Here is a 20,894-nt window from a genome sequence, read left to right on the forward strand (position 1 = left end):
ATCCCCCATACTGTTTAAATTGCACCTGTTAAAGATAATACAACTTGCGCAACGATTGCCGACAAAACAAAGGTACCGGTAAAGACCAGAATCCCAACAATTAACATTCTCCAACTCTGCTCTTTAAAAGTTTGAAAATCTTTCCCCATAGAGATTCCTGCAAAGGCACCCACTACCGTAACAGGGGCCATAAATGAAATTTTGGAAGTATACTCAATCACCGCCTTAGATACCGGGGAAACAGGGCTTGCCAAAAGTAATCCTAACATGGAAACATATAAGATCATGGGTAATTTTAGAGGTATTACTTTACCTAAAATCACCCCGGCCAATGCAATGCCTGCCAATATTAAAACACCGGGTATAGACTCGCTAATTGGAGTTTTATAACCAATTAGATTAGAAAGAATGGTTATTAGCGAAGTAATTGTCAATAAAAATATCCAATCCCGATATTTCACTTTTCAACACCTACCTTTAAGCTTTTCTTTGGACTTATTTTAGGCTCCAACCAATCGTACAATTTATTGGCGATTGGCAAAGCAAGGAAAAGCCCTACGTAAATACCATCCAGGCCGGATAGCATGTCACTGGCTCCGGCAAGCATTAGAATGTCATTAGAAAATTGAGGATAAATATTAGCCAATACCCCTGAGGCAGCTGCCATCATACTACCGCTGCCCACACCTGAGGCCATGGCAAGAGCAAAGGGATGGAACAGTTGCGTAGACGCCACTAGACTGGCTAAAAAACCTATATAGATTGTCCCAATAATATAACCGATTACATAGATGGAAAGAGCTCCCCTCATTTCCTCGGAATCTGGACCATATACGTGAGTAATTAAGCCAAGGTTCGTTTCCCTGCAGATAGAATGAGTGGCTCCAACAGCTTCCCTTTTTAGGCCTAACATTATGGCCACGGGTAAAGCAAAAAAAATGGTGCCTAAATTACCTAATTCCTGTAACACTAAAGCCGGTCCTACCGCTACCAATTTCGAAAGGTTTGCTCCCCCCAATATACCCAACTTTGCCATAAAAGGCGTAATTGCCACCAATACAAGGGGAGAAGCCGCTTTTACCTCCTCCATTTTGAAAAAGCCAAGTAGCTTAGGGCCAAGAAGAGTTCCGAAAATAAGACCATAGAACATGGGGAAAATTACCATCATCCCCGGTCCTATTTTAAACTTGTGAGTACCTATGAGTTCCGCAATAATCACAATCAAAAATGCCACAATATAAACCCTGTACTCTTCTTTACACCTGTCTAGCAAAGTACGCTCATTTGAGCTTGCCATATATATCCCTCCTTGGAATATTAGCATTCTTTGATTTTCACCTGTCCCTTAATTTTAGAAACGACTTGACCTCCTTTCCGTTCTTATTTAAGGGACATTGTTCTTTCTCATAGGTAAAAAAAACTACATGCCCCCTAATTGTTGCGAAATGGCAGCAGCAGCAGATTGGCAATACAACAGAAACTGGTTTATTTTGTCCGCGACTCTAAACTCTGGTCCAACTACACTTATAGCTGCTATGACCTTACCTTCGTGATTTCTGATTGGAAATGCTATCCCCAGGGAGCCAAGGTCAAGTTCACCATTAGATATACAGTAACCTTTTTGGCGAATTTCTTCCAGCTGATTCCGCAGTATATCCGGTTCCGTAACAGTCGACTCGGTAAATTTTTGCAGTCCTTGCTCGATAATCTGTTCAATTTTTTCAGCGGGGAGATATGCCATTAATATTTTTGTAGGTGCACCGGCATGAAGGGGCACTCGTTTGCCAACTTGCGAAGTACATTTCATGCTTTGGGAGCTTTCCACCTTCTCTATGCACAAGCCATGAAACCCATCTACCACTTCCAAAATAACAGTTTCATCAGTTTGTTTGGCAAGTTCTTCCATAATAGGTTTGGCAACATTCCGTAAATTCATTTGACCGGCCACAACCATACCTAATTCAAATACCTTCAAACCTAACCCATATTTTTTTGTAACAGGATTTTGGGAAACAAAACCTCTATTTTCAAGAGTTACTAGCATGCGATGCACTACACTCTTATATAAGCCCAATTTTTCACTTAGTTCTGTAACACCCCATTCGGGTTTGCTTAAAGTAAAGCATTCCAAAAGCATCAGCAGCCTATCCCCTGTTTCCAGCTTTGCAGTCTTTTTCGAAACCATTGATACATTCCCTTCTTCGTCCTTAAAATAAGAACATAGTTCTGATTATAATGAATAATTCTATGTATTTTAAAAATTTCCTTCTTAGAAAAAAAAAAAATAACTACCATCTGTCAGTCCAACCCACACTACCGTCGCCCAAAGACTCAATTGGATTCAAGGGTAACGGGATTTGCCAACATTTAGTGACGTATACGTTCTCCAGTACGTTTACGGTGTACATGCGGTAGTAGCTTGAGATAATCTGCAACGCTAATAATAGTGGCACCCATGTTAGCCATATCTCTTATGTTTAACGCTTGAATTTCCGGTGCATTGGAAGAGAAACAATCTTCAATCACAATAACTTCGTAACCCAAAGAATAGGCATAGTTTGTTGTAGAATATACAAGTGACTTCACTCCTTTCGGGGATTTCTGGTTTAGTCACTTGAAATCTACTCAAATAAAAATTTAAGACATAAAAAAAAAAAAAACTGGCAGCAAGCATTTGCCAGTAACGAAATTAATGTTTTACAGTCTAAAGCTACTTACGCGTATAGGATCTACTTCCCGAGCGTTTTTTACCATCCGCCGGCTGGAAAGCCCTCTTATTTTTTACCTTCTTCCAAATAGGGGGTTCTTCAGTTAATTTCACCGGAGTAACGCCAGTTTCTTTTGTCAGCAGTTTTAAAGCGGCGGATAAAAGAGAAACAGAATCGACTTCCACTAACAATTCCTCAGCCAGCCCTACATATTGCAGATTATCTCCCGCTTCAATTGCCTTCAGCAACTTCTCTACAGTTAATCGCTGCTGACCTTCTATGGCCTCTGTTAGTGTAGGAACAGGTTTACGTCTTATTCTGCGTTTTATTACCTGTTCAATTAGTTTCAATTGCCCGATCTCCCTGGGAGTTACGAAAGTTATAGCCAAGCCTGTTTTACCCGCCCTCCCGGTGCGGCCAACTCGGTGCACATAGCTTTCCGGATCCTGTGGAATGTCAAAATTATAAACATGAGTAACCCCGCTGATATCCAACCCCCTGGCTGCCACATCAGTTGCGACCAGTATCTCGATCGTGCCTTCCCTAAAATGCCTTAATACGGTGTCTCGCTTAGCCTGAGTCAAATCACCATGAAGGCCTTCAGAGGAATACCCGCGCTTTGTCAAGGCTTCCGATAGTTCATCAACCCTCCGTTTGGTTCTGCCAAACACAATTGCCAAATCCGGGGATTGAATGTCCAGCAACCGGCATAGAACATCAAATTTCTCGTTTTCTTTAACTTCGATATAGTTTTGCTCCGTATTGGCCACAGTCACTTCTTTTGTTGTTATACTAATTAACTCAGGATTCTGCATAAACTGCTGAGCTAAATTCCGAATGGGTTCAGGCATTGTGGCAGAGAAAAGCAATATTTGCCGCAGATTAGGGATATGCCGCAGAATTGTCTGCACATCCTCAATGAACCCCATATTTAACATCTCATCGGCTTCATCTAAAATAGTTATTTGCACCTGCTCAAGTCGGATGGTTTTTCTTTTGAAGTGGTCAATTAAGCGCCCTGGAGTGCCCACGATGATGTGGGATCGGTTTTTAAGTGCTTTGATTTGCCGGTTAATATCCTGCCCGCCGTAAATAGGTAAAGCACGAACTCCCTTAAACTGCCCAATTTTATTTAATTCTTCAGCAACCTGGACAGCCAATTCCCGGGTAGGGGTTATAACTAACCCTTGGACAGCTTCTGTACCTGCATCCACTTTTTCTACTAAGGGAATGCCAAAAGCGACTGTTTTGCCGGTTCCGGTCTGGGCCTGTCCGATAATATCCCGTCCTTTCATTATTAAGGGGATTGTCTTTTCCTGAATAGGTGTAGTTTCTTCAAACCCCATGCTGGAGATAGCCCGAAGCACAGGGTGACTTAGGTTTAGTTCATAAAAAGTTGGCATAGCAAATTATTCTCCTTTTACATTTTTAACTATAATCTACATTTTTGCTAATTAACATTCTTAATAATAAAGCAAATATAAAAAACTGGGCTTGCACCTAGCCTCCACGTGGGTGTAAGCCCTGGTTAGCTTGCACTTGCTTTTTTCAAGTAAAAAGGGAGAGCATTTCCAGTACGGAAATACTCTCCCTAAAATACCCTTTACTACATAACGGTTACATTAGCTGCTTGAGGTCCCCGGTTTCCCTGGACTATATCAAATTTTACACTTTGACCATCTTCCAGTGTTTTAAAACCATTCCCCTGGATAGCGGAATAGTGGACGAAAACATCTCCACCCTCACGGCTTTCAATAAATCCATACCCTTTTTCGGAGTTAAACCATTTAACTTTTCCTTGCATTCTGAAGCCTCCTAAGCTTAAATTCATCAAAAAGCGGAATAACTTTTATACCTATCGTCCTTAGCTTAGCTAGAGGCCTCAAGATTATCAAGTTGTTCTCCACATTTCAATATTAATAATAACATAAACAACATACACTTACAATAAACTGTGAAAACAAATTTAGAAAATTTCCCTTCTACAACCCAATTCCAACCGGTTAGACATAAAAGCCAGGTGAGCAAAAAGCTACCTGGCTAATAGCGATTAAGATTAAAATTGTCAGATTAAAATCCTAACTATTCTTAGCTTATTTATTGGGCACAGCTGGTTTAAAACCAGCGAACTATTATATATGAACCAGATTTATTAGTTAAGCATATTCTTTAACCCTTTCTTCCCCTTTTAACACTCGCAGGGCACCTGCTGCTAGTGCACAAAGTTCTTCCTCTCCAGGCTTAATGACAACCGGAGCAATCCAATTAACCCGGCTAATAATTTTCGAGGTTATAAAGTCGGAATAAGCGATGCCACCTGTTAAAATAATCTTGTCCACTTTTCCCTGTAACACAGTAGCCATGGCACCTATCTCTTTGGCTGTTTGATAAGCCATTGCCTCTAAAACCAGCTCTGCCTTCTTATTTCCTTGCTCAGCAAATTTTTCCACTTCTCGGACATCTTTAGTGCCAAAGTAGGAATAGAGGCCACCCTCTTTATAAAGCTTGGAGAGCATTTGTTCCCGGGTATACTTACCCGAAAAACATAGTTCTGCCAATTCCGCAGAAGGTAGTCCACCGCAACGATCAGTAGCAAAAGGACCTCCGCTCATTGGGTTATTTACATCTACCATCCGGCCTGTTTGGTGGGGAGCAACAGATATGCCGCTTCCCAGGTGGACTACAATAAAATTCACTTCATTATAATTTTTCCCCATTTCAGCAGCTACTTTGCGAGCAACTGCCTTCATGTTCAGAGCATGCGACAGGCTCTTTCTTTCCAATTCAGCCAAACCGGAAATTCTAGCTACGGGTTCCAACTCATCCACCGAAACAGGATCTACTGTAAATGCCGGTATTTTTAATTCTTTTGCCAAGTCATAAGCAATGAGGCCCGATAGATTTGAAGCATGTTGACCCTGAATGCCTGCTTTCAGGTGTTCTGCCATTTTTTCATTAATTCTATAGGTCCCGCCCTCAAGGGGCAACAGCAGCCCTCCTCTGGCCACAATAGCATCAAAGGCATTCATTGGGATCCCAGCAAGTTGCAAGGTATCTAAAATAATGTTTTTGCGATAACAGTATTGCTCGTTGATATCGATATAGGACTGCAAGTCGCTTTGGGAATGCTCGATTTTACGAGTGAAAACCTCTTCGTGATCTTCAAAAACTGCAAATTTGGTGGAAGCTGCTCCCGCATTTATTACCAGTATCCGATACTTGTTAGTCTGCTCAAGCTGGTTTATAGTTGCCATATACTCTCCCTTTCAGGTTATTGACACACTTTAATGGAGCTCCAAGCTCCTTTTTCACATAGTCAATTTTTTGCCTTGCTCCAATGCTTTGAGGTTTAGCTGGAAAAGCTCCTCGCTTTTCCCCCTTAGCAATGTACTCAACCCCTTAATAATTGCATCCCAGTCTAACAGCGCTTTCTTCTGGAGATAAGCACCTAACATCACCAAATTGGTGACCTTGCCATTTCCGATGGATTCAGCGATAGTCTGGGCGTCGATCCAATAACTAAATAAATCATTCCGAGAATTCTTATTGCTTACAACAGAGCTATTTGCAAAAAGCAGGCCATTGGATTTAATTTTTGGTAAAAATTTTTCCAGCGAAGCTTGGTTTAAAATTAATGCACTATCAGGTTCGTCAACCACTGGCGAAGCTATAACGCTATCAGAAAGAACAACTGTACAGTAAGCAGTGCCGCCTCTCATTTCAGGGCCGTAAGCAGGGAACCATGCCACTTCTTTACCTGCTAACATGCCTGCGTAAGCCAAAAGTTTACCGGCAAAGAGAACTCCCTGGCCTCCGTGGCCGGCTAAAATCACCTTTTCTAGCATCTCAACTCCTCCCCGGTAACTTGAACTCACCTAAAGGGTAAATGGGGATCATTTTTTCCTCCAGCCATTTTAGAGCCTGAATTGGGGTAAGGCCCCAATTGACCGGACAGGTAGACAGAATTTCCACCATAGCAAAACCTTCATTATTTATTTGTGTCTCAAACGCCTTACGGATAACCTTTTTAGCACGAACTACCATGCTTGGCTTGTGCACCGAGGTACGGGCTAAAAAGGCCGGAGCACGCAAGGTAGCTAGCATCTCTATAATGTTTAGAGGATAACCATCTATGTTCTCCCGTCTTCCTAACGGAGAAGTAGTTGTTTTCTGTCCTAAAAGCGTTGTTGGAGCAAGCTGCCCCCCCGTCATCCCGTAACAAGAGTTGTTCACGAAGATAACTGTAATCTTTTCTCCCCTGGCAGCTGCGTGTACTATCTCTGCTGTACCAATAGAAGCCAAATCTCCGTCTCCCTGGTACGTGAAAACAACCTGCTCCGGAAGTACCCGCTTAACACCTGTAGCTACAGCGGGTGCTCTGCCATGAGCCGCTTGAACAACGTCCAGATTAAAGTAATTATAGGCCAATACTGAGCAGCCAACGGAAGCAATGCCAACAGTATTTTCGCGTATACCCAGTTCATCAATTACTTCAGCTACCAAACGATGAACAATGCCGTGGGTACATCCCGGACAATAATGAAAAGCCTTATCCGTCAGGGCTTCGGGCAGATTTAATGCTAAAGACATCTTGTGACCCCCTAACCACAGGCAAAAAGTGTTTTTTGAGCTATCAGACTTTCTATTTTGTTATACACATCTTTAGCCTTTGGCAAAATACCTCCGGTGCATCCTAGAAAATCAACCGGTATACGGTCTCTTAAACTTAACCTTACATCTTCCACCATTTGTCCAGTATTTAATTCCAGGGTAAGAACTCTCTTAGCCTGTCCAGTCGCCTCTATCAACCCTTTCTCCGGATAAGGCCACAGGGTAACTGGCCTGAATAGCCCAACTTTCATCCCCCTTAAGCGGCAATCATCCACTACCTGACGGGCTATCCTGGCGGCTGTGCCAAAAGCAACAACTACAAGTTCCGCATCTGTAGTCAGGTAATTGTCATATCTCTGTTCATTTGCTTTAATTCTGTTATATTTCTCTTGAAGGCGGTCATTGAGTTCGGCTAGTTCTTGTGGATCTAAATATAACGAGTTTACAATGTTTCTGTTTCTTCCCTTGCAACCGGTAGCAGCCCAAGGTTTGTCTACCTGAATGTTTACCGGTGGTGGGAGTATAACCGGCTCCATCATCTGCCCTAATATTCCGTCACCCAAGATCATAGCAGGATTACGGTAGTGATCAGCCAAATCAAAAGCCAATAGGGTCAAATTTACTAACTCTTGAACCGAATTAGGAGCTAATACAATTAAACGGTAATCACCATGTCCGCCGCCTTTGGTAGCTTGAAAATAGTCCCCTTGAGCAGCTTGAATTCCGCCTAATCCTGGGCCACCCCGCATCATATTTACGATCACACAAGGCAATTCGGTAGCGGCAAGAAACGAAATGCCTTCCTGCTTAAGACTTATGCCGGGACCTGAAGAAGAGGTCAAAACCCTTGCACCGGCAGCAGCTGCACCGTAGACCATATTAATGGCAGCAACTTCACTTTCCGCCTGTAAAAATACACCGCCATGCTCCGGGAGACGCCTTGCCAAATATTCCGGTATTTCATTTTGCGGTGTAATAGGGTAACCAAAAAAGTAACGGCACCCGGCTCTGATGGCTGCTTCTGCCAATGCTTCATTTCCCTTCATTAATACTTTGCTCATCGGCTACGCTCCCTTCTAAATACAGTGCAAGGTCGGGGCACATTAAAACACATGCCCCGCAACCGTTGCACCGTTCATGGGATAAGAGACTAACAGGCCGGTACCCCTGCTGGTTAAAAGTGTTTGAAACCGACAGCAGCTGCTTATTACAAAAACTCAGACAAATTTCACAGCCCTTGCAGCGTTCCGGACGAATTATTAGCCGTGTTTTACTAGCCAACTTTACTCACTTCTGTTTTGGCAGCTGCCAGTCTTTGCTCTGCTACACGGTCCGCAGCCAGATAAGTTGCAATATTTTCTTTCTCGGCTAATTTAAGTACATTGACACAGTTGTCATAAATTTTCAGCACTTTGTTCCTGACAATTTCCTGATCGTAGCCATAGAGCTGCTGTGCCACATTGATCAGACCGCCGGCATTAATAACGTAATCGGGCATATAAAGAATACCGGACTTATGGAGTAAGTCGCCGTGCCGCGGTTCAGCCAGTACATTATTTGCGCCTCCGGCGATGATTTTACATTTAAACTCAGGGAGCGTTGCATCATTTACAACCGCGCCAAGGGCACAAGGGGCAAAAATATCGCAGTCAACACCAAAGATTTCCTGGGGGCTGACAACCTCCACCTCGAATTTTTCTTGTGCTCTCTCAAGTGCACCTGTATTAATATCGCTAACTATCAACCTGGCACCTTCCGAGGCCAGATACTGGCAGAGGTAATAACCTACGTTGCCCACTCCTTGCACTGCTACAACCTTTCCTTTTAAATCCGTTGTGCCATAAACCTTTTCTACTGCTGCTTTAATGCCTTGATAAACTCCTAAGGCAGTAAACGGCGAGGGGTCACCGCTCCCACCCCGTTCCGGTGCTATACCTGTTACATATTTAGTCTCCTGAGAAATAATATTCATATCTTCCTGGCAAGTACCCACATCTTCGGCTGTAATATATCGTCCTTGCAAACTGTCTACAAATTTTCCAAAAGCTCTAAGGAGCTTTTCGTTTTTGTCCTTTTTTGAATCACCGATTATGACAGCTTTCCCGCCGCCAAGGTTAAGTCCTGCAACAGCAGCTTTATAGGTCATTCCTTTTGAAAGACGCAGTACATCTTCGATTGCATCTTCTTCCGAATCGTAAGCCCACATCCGCGCGCCACCCAAAGCAGGGCCAAGAACGGTACTATGGACTGAAATTATTGCTTTAAGACCGCTGTCGCTGTCCCGATAAAAAACCACCTGCTCATAGCCAGCTTTGTTAATCTGTTTGTACAGTTCCATACTTATCTACCTCCGTCTACATTCTTTGAGTAAGAAGTATCGTTTGCCACTCAGTTATAGCAAAAAGCGTGCCACAAGTGATAGTTGGGAAATATCCCAAATTGCTTTACCTTTTTAGTCATACAACTGCATTTTTTTGCACCGTGCAATTTTCTGCATGCATTTTTTGTATCTAATCCAAACCTCAGAGCTTCTGAAACATCTTTTTGTGCTGTATTAAATAAAAAAGGTGCCTAAAAGACACCTTAGTATAATCAATACTTACCATATTCTTCCCAGGCTTCCCACATCGCCATGTAGTTTTCAGGAGGAACGTCGGCCTGGACATTGTGTACCGGTGTAAATACAAATCCCCCGCCTGGCGCAAAATCTTCTATGCGTCGTTTTACTTCATCCTTAACCTGTTGGGGAGTACCATGGTTCAGGATGCGTTGGGTATCTACTCCACCTCCCCAGAAAGTCAGCACATCACCAAATTCTTTTTTGAGCTTTTTGGAATCCATGTTCGTTGCACTGACCTGTACAGGATTAAGTGCGTCAACCCCAACTTCTATTAGGTCGGGAATAATGTTATAGACGGAACCACAAGAGTGGAAACAAATAAAAGCCTTCGAATTTTTCTTGATGGTGTCAAATAATTCCTTTTGTCTGGGTTTAATAAATTTTCGATACGTATCCGGAGAAATAATCATTCCATACTGGGAGGCAAAATCATCAGCCTCCACAACAACATCAATAAGATCCCCCAATAGCTGCAGAGCCTTTTCCCAATACTTTATTTTAATCTCAACAGTCTTATCCAGGATAGCATGGGCCATTTTAGGGTTTGAAGCAAGATCAATAAAAAATTGTTCATATCCCCTTAACCAGTAGGCCATTTCCATAAAACCTGCGGAAACACCTGCCAAACACAGGGCAGCATTTGTTGAATCAGCCAGCTGCCGTGCTTCTTCCGCTACACCATCTAGCCGCGCCGGATCTGTTGGATCTGGCACCCGATAATTAGCTACTTCTTCCGGGCTTGTAAAATTTGCCCAGGGATGAGACTCCAGATCGTAGTACAGTCCTCCGTCTTTGGGCATACGCCAGCCGATACCCCACTGATCTATAAAATGGGTGTAGTAATCGTCCTCTTTAAATTCGGGGTACCATCCGGACGGCAGCTTTGAAAATACGGGACGAAAATCTACTTTTAACCTCTGCAGGACATCTTCGTGTACTGCCGCCAACTGCTGGTGAATCTCAGCTACTTTAACCTCTTCTTTAGAAATACCTAAGTAATTCAACAAATTTTTATACGCAATATGGTGAATCCCGGTAGTAACAGTACCAGCCAGATCAAAGGGGATACGGTCCGGTTCTTTGTGCTGTAAGGCCATTAAAGCTCTTTCTCTAGAATTCAATATTATCCTCTCCTTGCCTTATTCAGGATAAATTTATTTTAGTCCTTAGGCTGCCCGGTAGCCGTCAAAGCTACAGCAGCAAGGATTATTAACCCTTTTAAAATATCCTGGAAGAAATACTGAACCCCTAAGAGGTTTAATCCATTTACCAATACACCCATTATTAGAGCACCGAAAAAGGTACCCATGATATGGGGTTCACCCTCCTTAAACATGGTCATCCCCAGGAAAACCGCTGCCAGGCCGTCCATTAAAAAACCATCGCCGGCAAGCGGCTGGCCGGATCCCAACCTGGATGTTACTATTACTGCCGTTAGACCTGCTGCCGCACCGCCAATAATAAAAGTTAAAATTCTTATCCAGCGCACATTAATACCGGAAATTTTAGCAGCTACCTTGTTACCACCCACTGCATAGATCTGCCGCCCAGTTACCGTATGATTCATAAAAATATACAGGCAAATTAAAATTACAAACATAATGATGACCGGATAACCGATCAAGCCAATTTTTCCTTGTCCAATAATTTTAAACTCTTGAGGAATACCCATAAAAATTGGGTCGCCCTTAGTGTAGAAATAGTTAAGACCCCTGGCAATAGACATAGTAGCCAATGTTGCCACAAAGTCGGATATTCCTACCACGGTTACCAGAAGACCATTAATGCTACCCATGAATGCGCCTATAAGTATACCAATGAATATTGCTAAAACTATAGGCACCCCTTTCACTAACATGCCGGCTACAAGCACACCGACTAAACCGCAAACTGCACCAAAGGACATGTCAAAGCCGCCGGCAGCCATTACCGCCGTTGTACCTAAAGCAATAATCGTTAACATGCTGCCCTGCAGCAATACCATCGTCAGGTTAGAAACCGTTAAAAACACCGGAGAAAGGAGGGAAAAAATGATACATAGTATTACAAAGCCTAGTATAGTTCCATATTTCTTTAAAATCCGCATGCTATTCATTTTGCGCATTATTCTCCTTTCTCATCGCATATTCCAAGATCTTATTTGCTGTAGCTTCTTCTCTCCTTAAGCTTTTCACTATCTTTCCCCGGACCATAACCAAAATTCTATCACTTAAGTTAAGCAGTTCTTGCATATCGGACGAAATCAATATAATACCGGCTCCGTTTTTTGCCAAATCGTCAATTAGCTGATGGACTTCCGCCTTTGAGCCCACATCAATTCCCTGTGTAGGTTCATCAAATATAAAAACCTTCGGCTTCTTTCCAGCCAGCCACTTGGCTAATACTACTTTCTGCTGGTTGCCGCCACTGAGGTACTTGGTCAACCTGCCGGGCACTCCCGGCCTGATGGAGAGCGAATTGATCAAGTTCTTGACAACCTGTGCTTCCCTTTTATGTTGGATTAAACCACCGCGGGAAAAGTCTTTTAAGCTGACCATGGTAATGTTTTCTTTAACATTTAAACTGGTCACCAGACCTTCAGAACGCCTGTTCTCAGGCACTAACGCCAAGCCTGCCTTAATAGCTCTCCCGATGGAATTTTTTGTTAAATCCTGCCCGTCTACTTCGATGCTTCCTCTGGTCAACTGGTCTATGCCAAATAAAAGCCGGGCTACTTCTGTCCTTCCGGAGCCGACAACTCCGGCCAGGCCCAGGACCTCTCCCTCGTGGAGCTCAAAACTTACATCTTCCACGCCGGTATCAGAGGAAAGTCCACTTGCCTTTAACAGCACTTTTTCTGTTACACAGCTTGCTCTACCTCCATCGCTGACCATTTCCTTGCCCAGCATTTTGTTGATGATCTGCTGCACTGTAACCTCACGGATATTATATACTCCTGCCATTTTTCCATCCCTTAATACTGTTACACGGTCAGCCAGCTCAAAAATCTCCTCCATCCGGTGAGAAACGTAGATCACAGAAGTTCCTTTTTCTTTTAAGGAACGTATTACTTTAAAAAGATTTTCTACCTCAGTACGGCTTAAACAGGCAGTAGGTTCATCGAAAACAACCAGCTTTGCTCCCCTCGACAACCCACGGCCTATCTGCAGCAACTGCTGTTGGGCCACACTCAGTTGGCCCACAGGTTTATCCACCATATCCTGCAAACCAACAACAGCTAACATTTCCCGGCTTTGCTTGTTAAGTTCTTTCCAGTTAACCAGGCCGAAAGCGTTCTTGGGCGGTTTTCTTCCCATGAATAGGTTTTCAGCTACACTCATATAGTGCACAAGGTTTAAATCCTGGTGAATAATACTTATTCCAACGTCTGCTGCTTCTCTTGGACTTTTATACTCTACTTTTTTACCTTCGACTAAAATTTCTCCGCTATCATAAGAATAAACTCCACCCAGAATTTTAATTAAAGTCGATTTCCCAGCGCCATTTTCACCAACTAAAGCATGGATTTCCCCTTTTCGCAAAGAAAAATTAATACTATCCAGAGCTTTAACACCAGGAAACAACTTGGTTATTGCGTTCATTTCAAGAATGTTGTCCTGCAAAGCATTGCCCCCTTGCTAATAAAATTTGTGCCCAACAAGATCCAGTTACAGATTAGGCTTTGTTGGGCACAAAAGCTTAGTAACTTACTCGGCTGCTGGAACGTTTTCCTGGGTAATTACCGGGCCGTCAATAAAAATCATCTTTGTTGGCGGTTTTTCACCTTGAGCCAGCTTAAAGGCCCACTCTACCGCTTTTTCAGCCATTCCTTTTAGATCATGGGCTGCAGTGGCAGCAAATGCCCCTTTATTCCTCATATTCTCGTAAGCAGCAGGATCACCGTCGACACCTACTACGAAGATCTCGTTACGGCCTGCGGCTTCAATCGCTTGAACAGCTCCCATGCCCGCTCCGTCGAATGCTGCAAAAACAGCGCTAATGTCGCCGGGGTTAGGATATTTTTGCAATATAGTTTCCATATATTTTCTTGTATCATCCAAGAAATTGGGCCAAGCATAAGAGTGTCTTTCAACAATTTGAATTTCCGGATATTCCTTTAACACAGCGCGTAAACCCTCAGCTCTAGCCCTGGTAGGCATAATCAAGTCGCCATAAATTTCTACGATTTTCCCTTTTCCACCCAGTCTGGCAGCCAGGTAAGCACCTATCTTAGCGCCGTTAGCCCAATCATTAGAGTCAATTTGCAAGTCTACTAAAGGATGAAAACCACTGGCCACGCTTATCCATGGTATATTCTTTTCTTTAGCCTGTTTTAAAGCCGGTTCCAGGAAAGTAGGGTCGCCTAAAAGCACAATAATCGCGTCCACATTCTGTTGAATAAGGCTTTCCAGGTCACTTAACATTTTTTCACGCTGGCCAAGGCTGTCCAAAGCGACAGGAGTGCCGCCCATTTCTTTAACTAACCGGATGGTTTCTTGATAGATACCGGTATTAAAAAAGTTTCCTTGACCATTTACAACAATTCCAACTTTAATATCCTTATTCCCCTTGGGTGTTTCTCCTTGTGACTTGTCCGACTCCTGCTGGGTCTCTGTTCCGGTTGAAGTAGAGTCACCGGCGTTGTTTGCAGTTTGGGCTGAACAGCCAACGATTGACAAAACCAACACGAGAACCATAATAATTGAAAACCATTTACGCAACATTTTTTTAACCTCCTCAAATATTTTTATTTGGTTTTAAGACGCAACTCACTTCTTACGACAATTAAGGTTATCCCCTCCTTTTCAGAGTATTTGCGGGTAGAAATTAACCAGGACCTTCTAATTCCAACCCATAAGTTTTCAGTTTATAGTGCAAACTTCGTATTGAAATACCAAGGCTTTTAGCAGTTGCAGTCCGGTTACCGTTGTGAGCTGCTAAAACTTTTTTTAGCAAATCCCTCTCCCATGCTTCTTTTAACTTGCGAAAAGTTTCTCCGGTATATCCTTGAGGGTCAGAATCCACTTGTTGCCTGGCTGCCCCCAGAGGGGGCAAATGTTCTAACCCTATCGTTGTTTCCTGCATCTGCATATTGATAATTGCTCGTCCCAGCACATTTTCCAGTTCTCTCACATTTCCCGGCCACCAATACCTGTCAAGGTAATCAATAGCCTCCGGGGTAATCCCCTCTACCATACGGCCATATTCTCTGTTGAGCTTGTTTATTAAAACCCGGGAGAGTACCGGGAGATCCCCTTTCCTTTCTCTTAAAGGAGGTATATAAATAGGCATCACATTAAGTCGGTAAAAGAGGTCTTCCCTGAACTCGCCTTTTTTTATTTTTTCTTCCAAGTTAGCATTGGTGGCAGCTATAACACGTACATCAACCGCACGCGCCTTGTTGCTACCAATGCGAACAATCTCTTTTTCCTGCAGGGCTCGGAGCAGCTTGGCTTGAAGGTTAACAGGGATTTCCCCAATCTCATCCAGAAACAGTGTACCCCCGTCTGCTTCCTCAAAATAACCTTTTCGCCCTCCCTTTCTGGCTCCGGTAAAAGCACCCTCTTCGTAACCAAAAAGCTCACTCTCCAGCAAGTTATCCGGAACAGCTGCACAATTAACCCTAATAAACGGTTTGCTGCTTCTGTTGCTGGCCTGGTGAATGGCATGGGCAAACAGTTCTTTTCCCGTACCGCTTTCGCCCCTCAACAAAACTGTAGCAGGAGTTCCTGCCGCCCGCAGGGCTTCTTCTTTTGCTCTGATAATTGGTGGACTAATACCCGCAATATCTTCCATCGTGTACTTAGCCTCAAGCCGCCTGATAATGCTTTTTGCACGGTCCAATTCATCAGAAAGGCGCCGGATCTCAGATACATCATGGATCACTGCCACGCTGCCCTTTAACTTTCCGTTAACTATTAATGGAGCTACGTCCACCAGCACTTCCTTTTTAGCTGGTCCCACTTTCATCTGTGCACCTTTTATAGCCTCTCCCGTCTTAAGAACTTTGAGGTGCACACTCTCACCCTCAGCAATATCCACCGTAGCAGGCTTATGAAGAACTTCCTCCTCAGTAAGTCCAATGAGTTTGGTATACGCAGGATTGATTAAAAGACCCATTCCATTTTCATCTACCACGGAAATAGCATCCTGAGTAGATTGGATAATAGCCTGTAACAATTCATGAGTTTCGTTTAAGCTTACAGGTTCTTTCCGTTTTTGCGAGCTCTGAGTCATTGACTTACCTCCATGGCCTGTGTCACAGCTTCAATCACTGCTGACTCTCTGACTCTACTTTTCTCTCCCCAAATAGGCTCACTGAATTGCTCGAACAAGTGTTGCAGCCCTTTGTGTAATTTCCTGATAATTACCTTCAGTCAATAGGCGCCTGTCAGTTAAACTTCCACCTATGCAAACGGCAGCAGCACCTGCTTCAATATATTGTTTTAGATTGTGCTCACTAATGCCGCCGCTTGGGACTAACGGTAAATTGCTTAAAGGACCCCTCAAAGCCTTAAAATACTCCAGCCCCAAATTGGCCGGAAATACCTTCACAAGGTCAGCACCATTCTGATAGGAATTTATTATCTCCGTAGGGGTCAGGGCTCCTGCTATTGACACCTTACCATGTTTGTTTGCCAGCGCTACCGTCTCCTGATCATATACAGGACTTACAATAAACTCCGCACCAGCTAATATTCCCTTCAGGGCAGTACCCGCTTCCAGCACAGTACCTAAACCTACTACAACACTGTCCTTATATTCATTAACTACTTTTTCAACTGCAATTACAGCCCCTGGAGTATCAGCGGTTATCTCTACAATGCTTATTCCTCCCCGTAAAAGAGCTTGTACAACAGGAAGGATTTCATTAGGCCCAATGCCCCGGCATACTGCAATTATTTTCTGCCCGTAGATCTTTTGCAAAATTTTTATTTTTGACATAACTATCCCTCTCTATCGGTCCACTTGCTTCCTTGTACCCAGGAACGACTCTAACTGCTCCAGAGTGGGAAGGGCTTCAATATCGCCTTTGACCGTTGTGGCAAAAGCGCCAACTGCGTTGGCTATCCGGACTGCTTCTTTCAAAGTTGTACCTTTTAAGATCCCAGCTATAAAACCTGCGGCAAAGCCATCCCCCGCTCCTACATTATCAATTACTTGCGGCAAACGAAACCCGGGCTCCAAGCCCTCTTCATCAGGTGAGGCGTAATAAGCGCCCCCGGCCCCAATCTTCACCACCACTATCTGGGCTCCAAGACCCAGCAACTCTTTTGCTATGTCTTCCGGTGTGTTTTTCCCCAGAAGTATTTCACCTTCACTCAAACCAGGCAAAATGATATCTGCTTTAGAACAGAGTTCAAGTATAACTTTTCTTGCCTCTTCTTTGCTCCAAAGTTTTAGTCGGATGTTCGGGTCCAGGATTACCTTGACCCCTGCTTCTTTTGCCATATTTACAGCAGCTTTAACAGTTTCATAACAGGTAGGGCTAAGGGCCGGGGTAATGCCCGTAATATGCAGGTACCGGGCTCCGGCAATATATTCCCTGTCTAAATCTTCCGGCTTAAGGCGGCTGGCTGCTGAATCCCGGCGGTAGTAATATACTTTTGTTTCACCTAACCCAAGGCGTTCTTTAAAGAATATTCCCGTAGGTGCCGCAGGGTCAAACTTCACCTGCGAAACGTCAACTCCTTCGCCTCGCAGGAAATTATAAATATACCGGCCGAATTCATCATTGCCCAGTCTGCTGATCCACCCTACACTATGTCCCAATCTTGTTAAACCGATAGCGACGTTAGATTCCGCTCCGGCCACATGCTTAGAAAAATAGTGCACATAGCGCAAGGGGCTGTTTTCAACAGGGTTGAACAAAACCATGGTTTCTCCTAATGTTACGACTTCAGGCATTTATTCCCCCCCTTTTGGCCCTCGCCTCTTGTATTTGGGTGAAAAATTTTTTTGCCTTTAACGTTATGGCTTCATAATCACCTGCTGTCAAAGCTTTCTTGTCCACTAGTTCGCTGCCCACTCCTAAGGCGGCGCTGCCGGCTTCGATAAATTGGCCGGCATTGTTTAGCGTTACTCCGCCAACAGCCATTATTTCCACCGGAGCAAGCGGCGCTAATGCCGAAGCTATAGTTTCTGCGCCTAAAGTGGCCGCTGGAAAAACTTTTACCATCTCTGCTCCCGCCTTCCAAGCTTCCACAAACTCGGAAGGTGAGAAGACTCCCGGAATTACAGGTATGCCGGCACTATATCCAAGTTCAATTATTTGTGGGTCCAAATGGGGGCATAACATAAAACGTGCTCCGGCTTGAATCGCAATTTTTGCTGTTTCAACATCTAATACAGTCCCCGCGCCGACCATAATCTCAGTTTCAGGTAACTTACTTAAATACCGGATCATTTCTTCCGCCCCCGGAGTGTTAAAGGTTACCTCCAGTACCCTAACTCCTCCGGCAGCCAGGCTTTGCACAGTATGCTTTATGGAGTCAATATTAATACCCCTGATAATTGCTACTAAACCAGTATCCTTAATAATATCAAGAACCTTTTGCATATTCTTCTACTCCCGGGGAAGTTCCTCAGCGAAAAGCTTCCCATTATCCATTATTATTTTGCTGTCTATTTTTACTGTAGGGTTTAAGATAATGCCGTCTACATGAAAATCCACTTCGACATTGCCTCCAAAGGTATGGTTGGCCCCCAGGGCAACATGAACTGTACCCAGCACTTTTTCATCTTCCAGGATGTTGCCTGAGAGCTGCGCTTTGTCATTGGTCCCAATGCCAAACTCTCCAATGTTCCTGGCAGCAACAGGCTTTTGCTTCAACATTCTTTCCAACGATTCTTTGCCCTGGCCCCCGGAAACGACTTTCTGAACGTAACCATCTTTCACCTCTAAGACCAGTGGCTCTTTTAACAGACCCACGCCGGCCAAGGAACCGTCAAAAACCAGTATTCCTTGAGCCGTACCTTCAACAGGGGCTATAAATGCTTCTCCAGCCGGCAGGTTGCTGCTCATTCCGGGTTTGTCCAAGATACCCGTATCCAGCTCGGCTGTCCGGCCTGCAATGGAAAACGTCAAATCTGTTCCTGCCGGGCTGGTGATTTGTACAAAATTACCTTTGGATAAAAATTCCCCATATAATTTTGTTCGTTTTGCAATCCCATGGTAGTCGGCGGCCATGGCTCTCAGAAAAAGCTCCATTGTGATCGTGGGCATGCTGGCTACCCGGGCCCCTTTGGCACATGCATTTTTTCGAGCATTGGTATGACTTAGGGATTTGTCAGTAGGCATTACGATCACATCACTGGCCGCCATGGCTGCTGCTACAGGTGACGGCGGCTCTTCACCATGATTTTGCCTGGGCTTGAATTTTATAAATGCAGGCTCAGCCCCTAATTTCTCCGCTGCCTGGTATAAAGCCAGAGCCACCTGGCAGTCTGTCCGGTCTGATACTACCAGTGCCTTTTCGCCTTTTGAAATTTTTAAACACCCACTCAACGCCTTTTCTGCCGCTTCCAAGACCTGCATTGTACTCTCCCTTTAACCTCCAGCCAACAACGGCATGATGGTGATTGTTCCATCTTCCTGCAATGTTGTCTGGTAGCCGTCTAAATACCGTATATTTTTGCCGTTTAAAATCACCAGTTTAGCGTTAAAAAACTGTTCCATTTTCTCCCCTTGCAAGCCAGATAGAAACTCCAGCACCTTGCTAACTGGAGTATGCTCATCCAATTCCAGTTCTGCCGGCGCATTAACTAAGTGTTGTTCCACCCCTGCCAAGTATTTGAAAACAATTTTAATCACCTGCACCACCCCTTTGATGGAACTATTTCTTATTAAGTTCCTCCAACGGCTGGTATACTAATTCGGGAAAACCATAACGGGCAGGGCTGAAAGCTTCTTGCCCGATGTCTGAGGTTGCACTGGCGCGCAGCCGGGGATGGCAGGGCATGCCCACTAAATTCATAACCATTCCCTCTTTAATCTCAACACTCATGATACCCCTGCCATCTTCAGTCAGCATGCAGACCATATCCGGGAACAAGACTTTCAACTCTCCGTCCACCCAAAGGGCCATTGTTTCATTTTTGATTACTAATTTGGCTTGGTGTCCCTCAAACAGACCTTGTCCCTGCAGTTCCACCACTGTCAAATAGAAACCCCCACGGTCTTCCCCGGACACTTTTACTACTTGTCCTTTTAAGAAGTGGATTCCATTGGAATACTCAATAAATGCTTTAACCGGGTCCTGGCCTTTTTCTCGGGCCTTAATAACGATCTTGCCTATTTCCATTGCTTTGGTAATAGTTTTGGGCACCACCGCACGCTTGAGCTCGGCACCGCTCATGGGGTAATGGACATTACCTCCTAACCCTCCGCCATTTGTTACCATCCAACGACCAATCTGGTCAGGAAAAATGGAATTGGCACTTTCTGTAACAATAATTGTATTCCCCTTATGGTCTGCCAGCGGCATAGGGGTAAGGGATATGCCGTGACCGATGAAACTAGTCATCTGTGTCTCAGGGGCACACCGTCCCAGGGCATCACCGTTAATTACAGTAATGCCTGTCCTGGCTGCTACAGCAAACATCACAGGGGTGTTTAATCCTCCTACTTCAAAAGGCACGATATGGCTCACTTTTCTGTTATAAAGCCGCTCCAAACATTTCAAAGCTTCAACTATTTCGAAACGCTCGTCCCAGCCTTTTAACAGCTCTTCCATACTCATGCTTTCCAGAGTTTTAACTGAACCCATTATGCCTCCCGAAGTTATGAGGGCGTCATCTGCCACATCCTCCGGGTCCACGATTTTGTACTCTTTACCCGCTTCCAAATCCTTTTTCATAATTGCCCTGCCCCATTCCGGGTTTCCCCCGCCTCCGGTGCCCAAAATGGCAAGGCCTTCCATCAAAGGGTCTACATCTTCCATTTTTATAATGTATTCAGCCACTTTTACTCCTCC

22 protein-coding genes and 1 pseudogene are annotated in these 20,894 nt (G+C 44.2%); all 23 read right to left on the bottom strand.

All coding sequences use genetic code 11. From position 1 onward, the window contains the following. Positions 1 to 14: 14 nt before the first annotated feature. The 23 genes and pseudogenes from EYS13_RS08965 to EYS13_RS09075 all read right to left on the bottom strand — a co-directional run bounded on the left by EYS13_RS08965 (position 15) and on the right by EYS13_RS09075 (position 20,882). Complete coding sequence (locus EYS13_RS08965; RefSeq protein ID WP_227761897.1) at positions 15 to 461, bottom strand: hypothetical protein; 447 nt, start codon at positions 459 to 461, stop codon at positions 15 to 17. Then, entirely contained in the window at positions 458 to 1,297 is an 840-nt protein-coding gene (locus tag EYS13_RS08970; RefSeq protein ID WP_227761898.1) for a DUF3100 domain-containing protein, read from the bottom strand. Before EYS13_RS08970 ends, EYS13_RS08965 begins: the two co-directional genes overlap by 4 nt. Before the next feature lie 123 nt (positions 1,298 to 1,420). Continuing rightward, positions 1,421 to 2,185 (bottom strand): IclR family transcriptional regulator, encoded by a 765-nt coding sequence (locus EYS13_RS08975; RefSeq protein WP_227761900.1) that lies wholly within the window; start codon positions 2,183 to 2,185, stop codon positions 1,421 to 1,423. 182 nt (positions 2,186 to 2,367) lie between these two features. Continuing rightward, positions 2,368 to 2,586, bottom strand: a complete 219-nt coding sequence (locus EYS13_RS16520; protein WP_227761902.1) for an isochorismatase family protein — start codon at positions 2,584 to 2,586, stop codon at positions 2,368 to 2,370. Between the two features lie 124 nt (positions 2,587 to 2,710). Beyond that, positions 2,711 to 4,111: a degradosome RNA helicase CshA gene (gene cshA, locus EYS13_RS08985; RefSeq protein ID WP_277998184.1), complete on the bottom strand. Its 1,401-nt coding sequence runs from the start codon at positions 4,109 to 4,111 to the stop codon at positions 2,711 to 2,713. Between the two features lie 203 nt (positions 4,112 to 4,314). After that, a complete protein-coding gene (locus EYS13_RS08990; protein WP_227761904.1) occupies positions 4,315 to 4,512 on the bottom strand; it encodes a cold shock domain-containing protein in 198 nt (65 codons plus the stop codon). Between the two features lie 352 nt (positions 4,513 to 4,864). After that, positions 4,865 to 5,962: a butyrate kinase gene (buk, locus tag EYS13_RS08995; RefSeq protein ID WP_227761905.1), complete on the bottom strand. Its 1,098-nt coding sequence runs from the start codon at positions 5,960 to 5,962 to the stop codon at positions 4,865 to 4,867. A 54-nt stretch (positions 5,963 to 6,016) separates the two neighbouring features. Then, a complete protein-coding gene (locus EYS13_RS09000; RefSeq protein WP_227761907.1) occupies positions 6,017 to 6,553 on the bottom strand; it encodes a 2-oxoacid:ferredoxin oxidoreductase subunit gamma family protein in 537 nt (178 codons plus the stop codon). A 1-nt stretch (position 6,554) separates the two neighbouring features. Then, entirely contained in the window at positions 6,555 to 7,298 is a 744-nt protein-coding gene (locus EYS13_RS09005) for a thiamine pyrophosphate-dependent enzyme (protein ID WP_227761908.1), read from the bottom strand. 11 nt (positions 7,299 to 7,309) lie between these two features. Further along, positions 7,310 to 8,380 carry a 3-methyl-2-oxobutanoate dehydrogenase subunit VorB gene (locus EYS13_RS09010; RefSeq protein WP_227761909.1) on the bottom strand — a complete coding sequence of 357 codons (1,071 nt, stop codon included), beginning with the start codon at positions 8,378 to 8,380 and terminating at the stop codon, positions 7,310 to 7,312. After that, positions 8,352 to 8,600 (bottom strand): 4Fe-4S dicluster domain-containing protein, encoded by a 249-nt coding sequence (locus EYS13_RS16525; protein ID WP_227761910.1) that lies wholly within the window; start codon positions 8,598 to 8,600, stop codon positions 8,352 to 8,354. The genes EYS13_RS09010 and EYS13_RS16525 overlap by 29 nt, the downstream gene beginning before the upstream one ends. Then, positions 8,593 to 9,657: a Glu/Leu/Phe/Val family dehydrogenase gene (locus EYS13_RS09020; RefSeq protein WP_227761911.1), complete on the bottom strand. Its 1,065-nt coding sequence runs from the start codon at positions 9,655 to 9,657 to the stop codon at positions 8,593 to 8,595. Before EYS13_RS09020 ends, EYS13_RS16525 begins: the two co-directional genes overlap by 8 nt. A 254-nt stretch (positions 9,658 to 9,911) precedes the next feature. Continuing rightward, entirely contained in the window at positions 9,912 to 11,060 is a 1,149-nt protein-coding gene (locus EYS13_RS09025; RefSeq protein WP_227761912.1) for a uroporphyrinogen decarboxylase family protein, read from the bottom strand. A 38-nt stretch (positions 11,061 to 11,098) separates the two neighbouring features. Then, complete coding sequence (locus EYS13_RS09030) at positions 11,099 to 12,034, bottom strand: ABC transporter permease (protein WP_227761914.1); 936 nt, start codon at positions 12,032 to 12,034, stop codon at positions 11,099 to 11,101. Next, positions 12,027 to 13,541, bottom strand: coding sequence for a sugar ABC transporter ATP-binding protein (locus EYS13_RS09035; protein WP_227761915.1), 1,515 nt, complete (start codon positions 13,539 to 13,541; stop codon positions 12,027 to 12,029). The genes EYS13_RS09030 and EYS13_RS09035 overlap by 8 nt, the downstream gene beginning before the upstream one ends. An 84-nt stretch (positions 13,542 to 13,625) precedes the next feature. Next, positions 13,626 to 14,642 carry a sugar ABC transporter substrate-binding protein gene (locus tag EYS13_RS09040; protein ID WP_227761916.1) on the bottom strand — a complete coding sequence of 339 codons (1,017 nt, stop codon included), beginning with the start codon at positions 14,640 to 14,642 and terminating at the stop codon, positions 13,626 to 13,628. Between the two features lie 103 nt (positions 14,643 to 14,745). Further along, positions 14,746 to 16,161, bottom strand: a pseudogene (locus tag EYS13_RS09045) (sigma-54 interaction domain-containing protein); the annotation flags it as partial. A 72-nt stretch (positions 16,162 to 16,233) separates the two neighbouring features. Continuing rightward, a complete protein-coding gene (locus EYS13_RS09050) occupies positions 16,234 to 16,863 on the bottom strand; it encodes a bifunctional 4-hydroxy-2-oxoglutarate aldolase/2-dehydro-3-deoxy-phosphogluconate aldolase (RefSeq protein WP_227761918.1) in 630 nt (209 codons plus the stop codon). 12 nt (positions 16,864 to 16,875) lie between these two features. Continuing rightward, positions 16,876 to 17,826: a sugar kinase gene (locus tag EYS13_RS09055; RefSeq protein ID WP_227761919.1), complete on the bottom strand. Its 951-nt coding sequence runs from the start codon at positions 17,824 to 17,826 to the stop codon at positions 16,876 to 16,878. Further along, positions 17,819 to 18,478: a bifunctional 4-hydroxy-2-oxoglutarate aldolase/2-dehydro-3-deoxy-phosphogluconate aldolase gene (locus EYS13_RS09060; RefSeq protein WP_227761920.1), complete on the bottom strand. Its 660-nt coding sequence runs from the start codon at positions 18,476 to 18,478 to the stop codon at positions 17,819 to 17,821. Before EYS13_RS09060 ends, EYS13_RS09055 begins: the two co-directional genes overlap by 8 nt. A gap of 6 nt (positions 18,479 to 18,484) precedes the next feature. Next, positions 18,485 to 19,456 carry an aminopeptidase gene (locus tag EYS13_RS09065; RefSeq protein ID WP_227761921.1) on the bottom strand — a complete coding sequence of 324 codons (972 nt, stop codon included), beginning with the start codon at positions 19,454 to 19,456 and terminating at the stop codon, positions 18,485 to 18,487. A 12-nt stretch (positions 19,457 to 19,468) separates the two neighbouring features. Continuing rightward, entirely contained in the window at positions 19,469 to 19,732 is a 264-nt protein-coding gene (locus EYS13_RS09070; RefSeq protein WP_227761922.1) for a MoaD/ThiS family protein, read from the bottom strand. Between the two features lie 22 nt (positions 19,733 to 19,754). After that, positions 19,755 to 20,882 (bottom strand): S-methyl thiohydantoin desulfurase family protein, encoded by a 1,128-nt coding sequence (locus EYS13_RS09075; protein ID WP_227761923.1) that lies wholly within the window; start codon positions 20,880 to 20,882, stop codon positions 19,755 to 19,757. Between the last annotated feature and the right edge of the window lie 12 nt (positions 20,883 to 20,894).

Source organism: Zhaonella formicivorans (assembly GCF_004353525.1).
GTDB classification, from domain to species: Bacteria; Bacillota; DUOV01; order DUOV01; family Zhaonellaceae; genus Zhaonella; species Zhaonella formicivorans.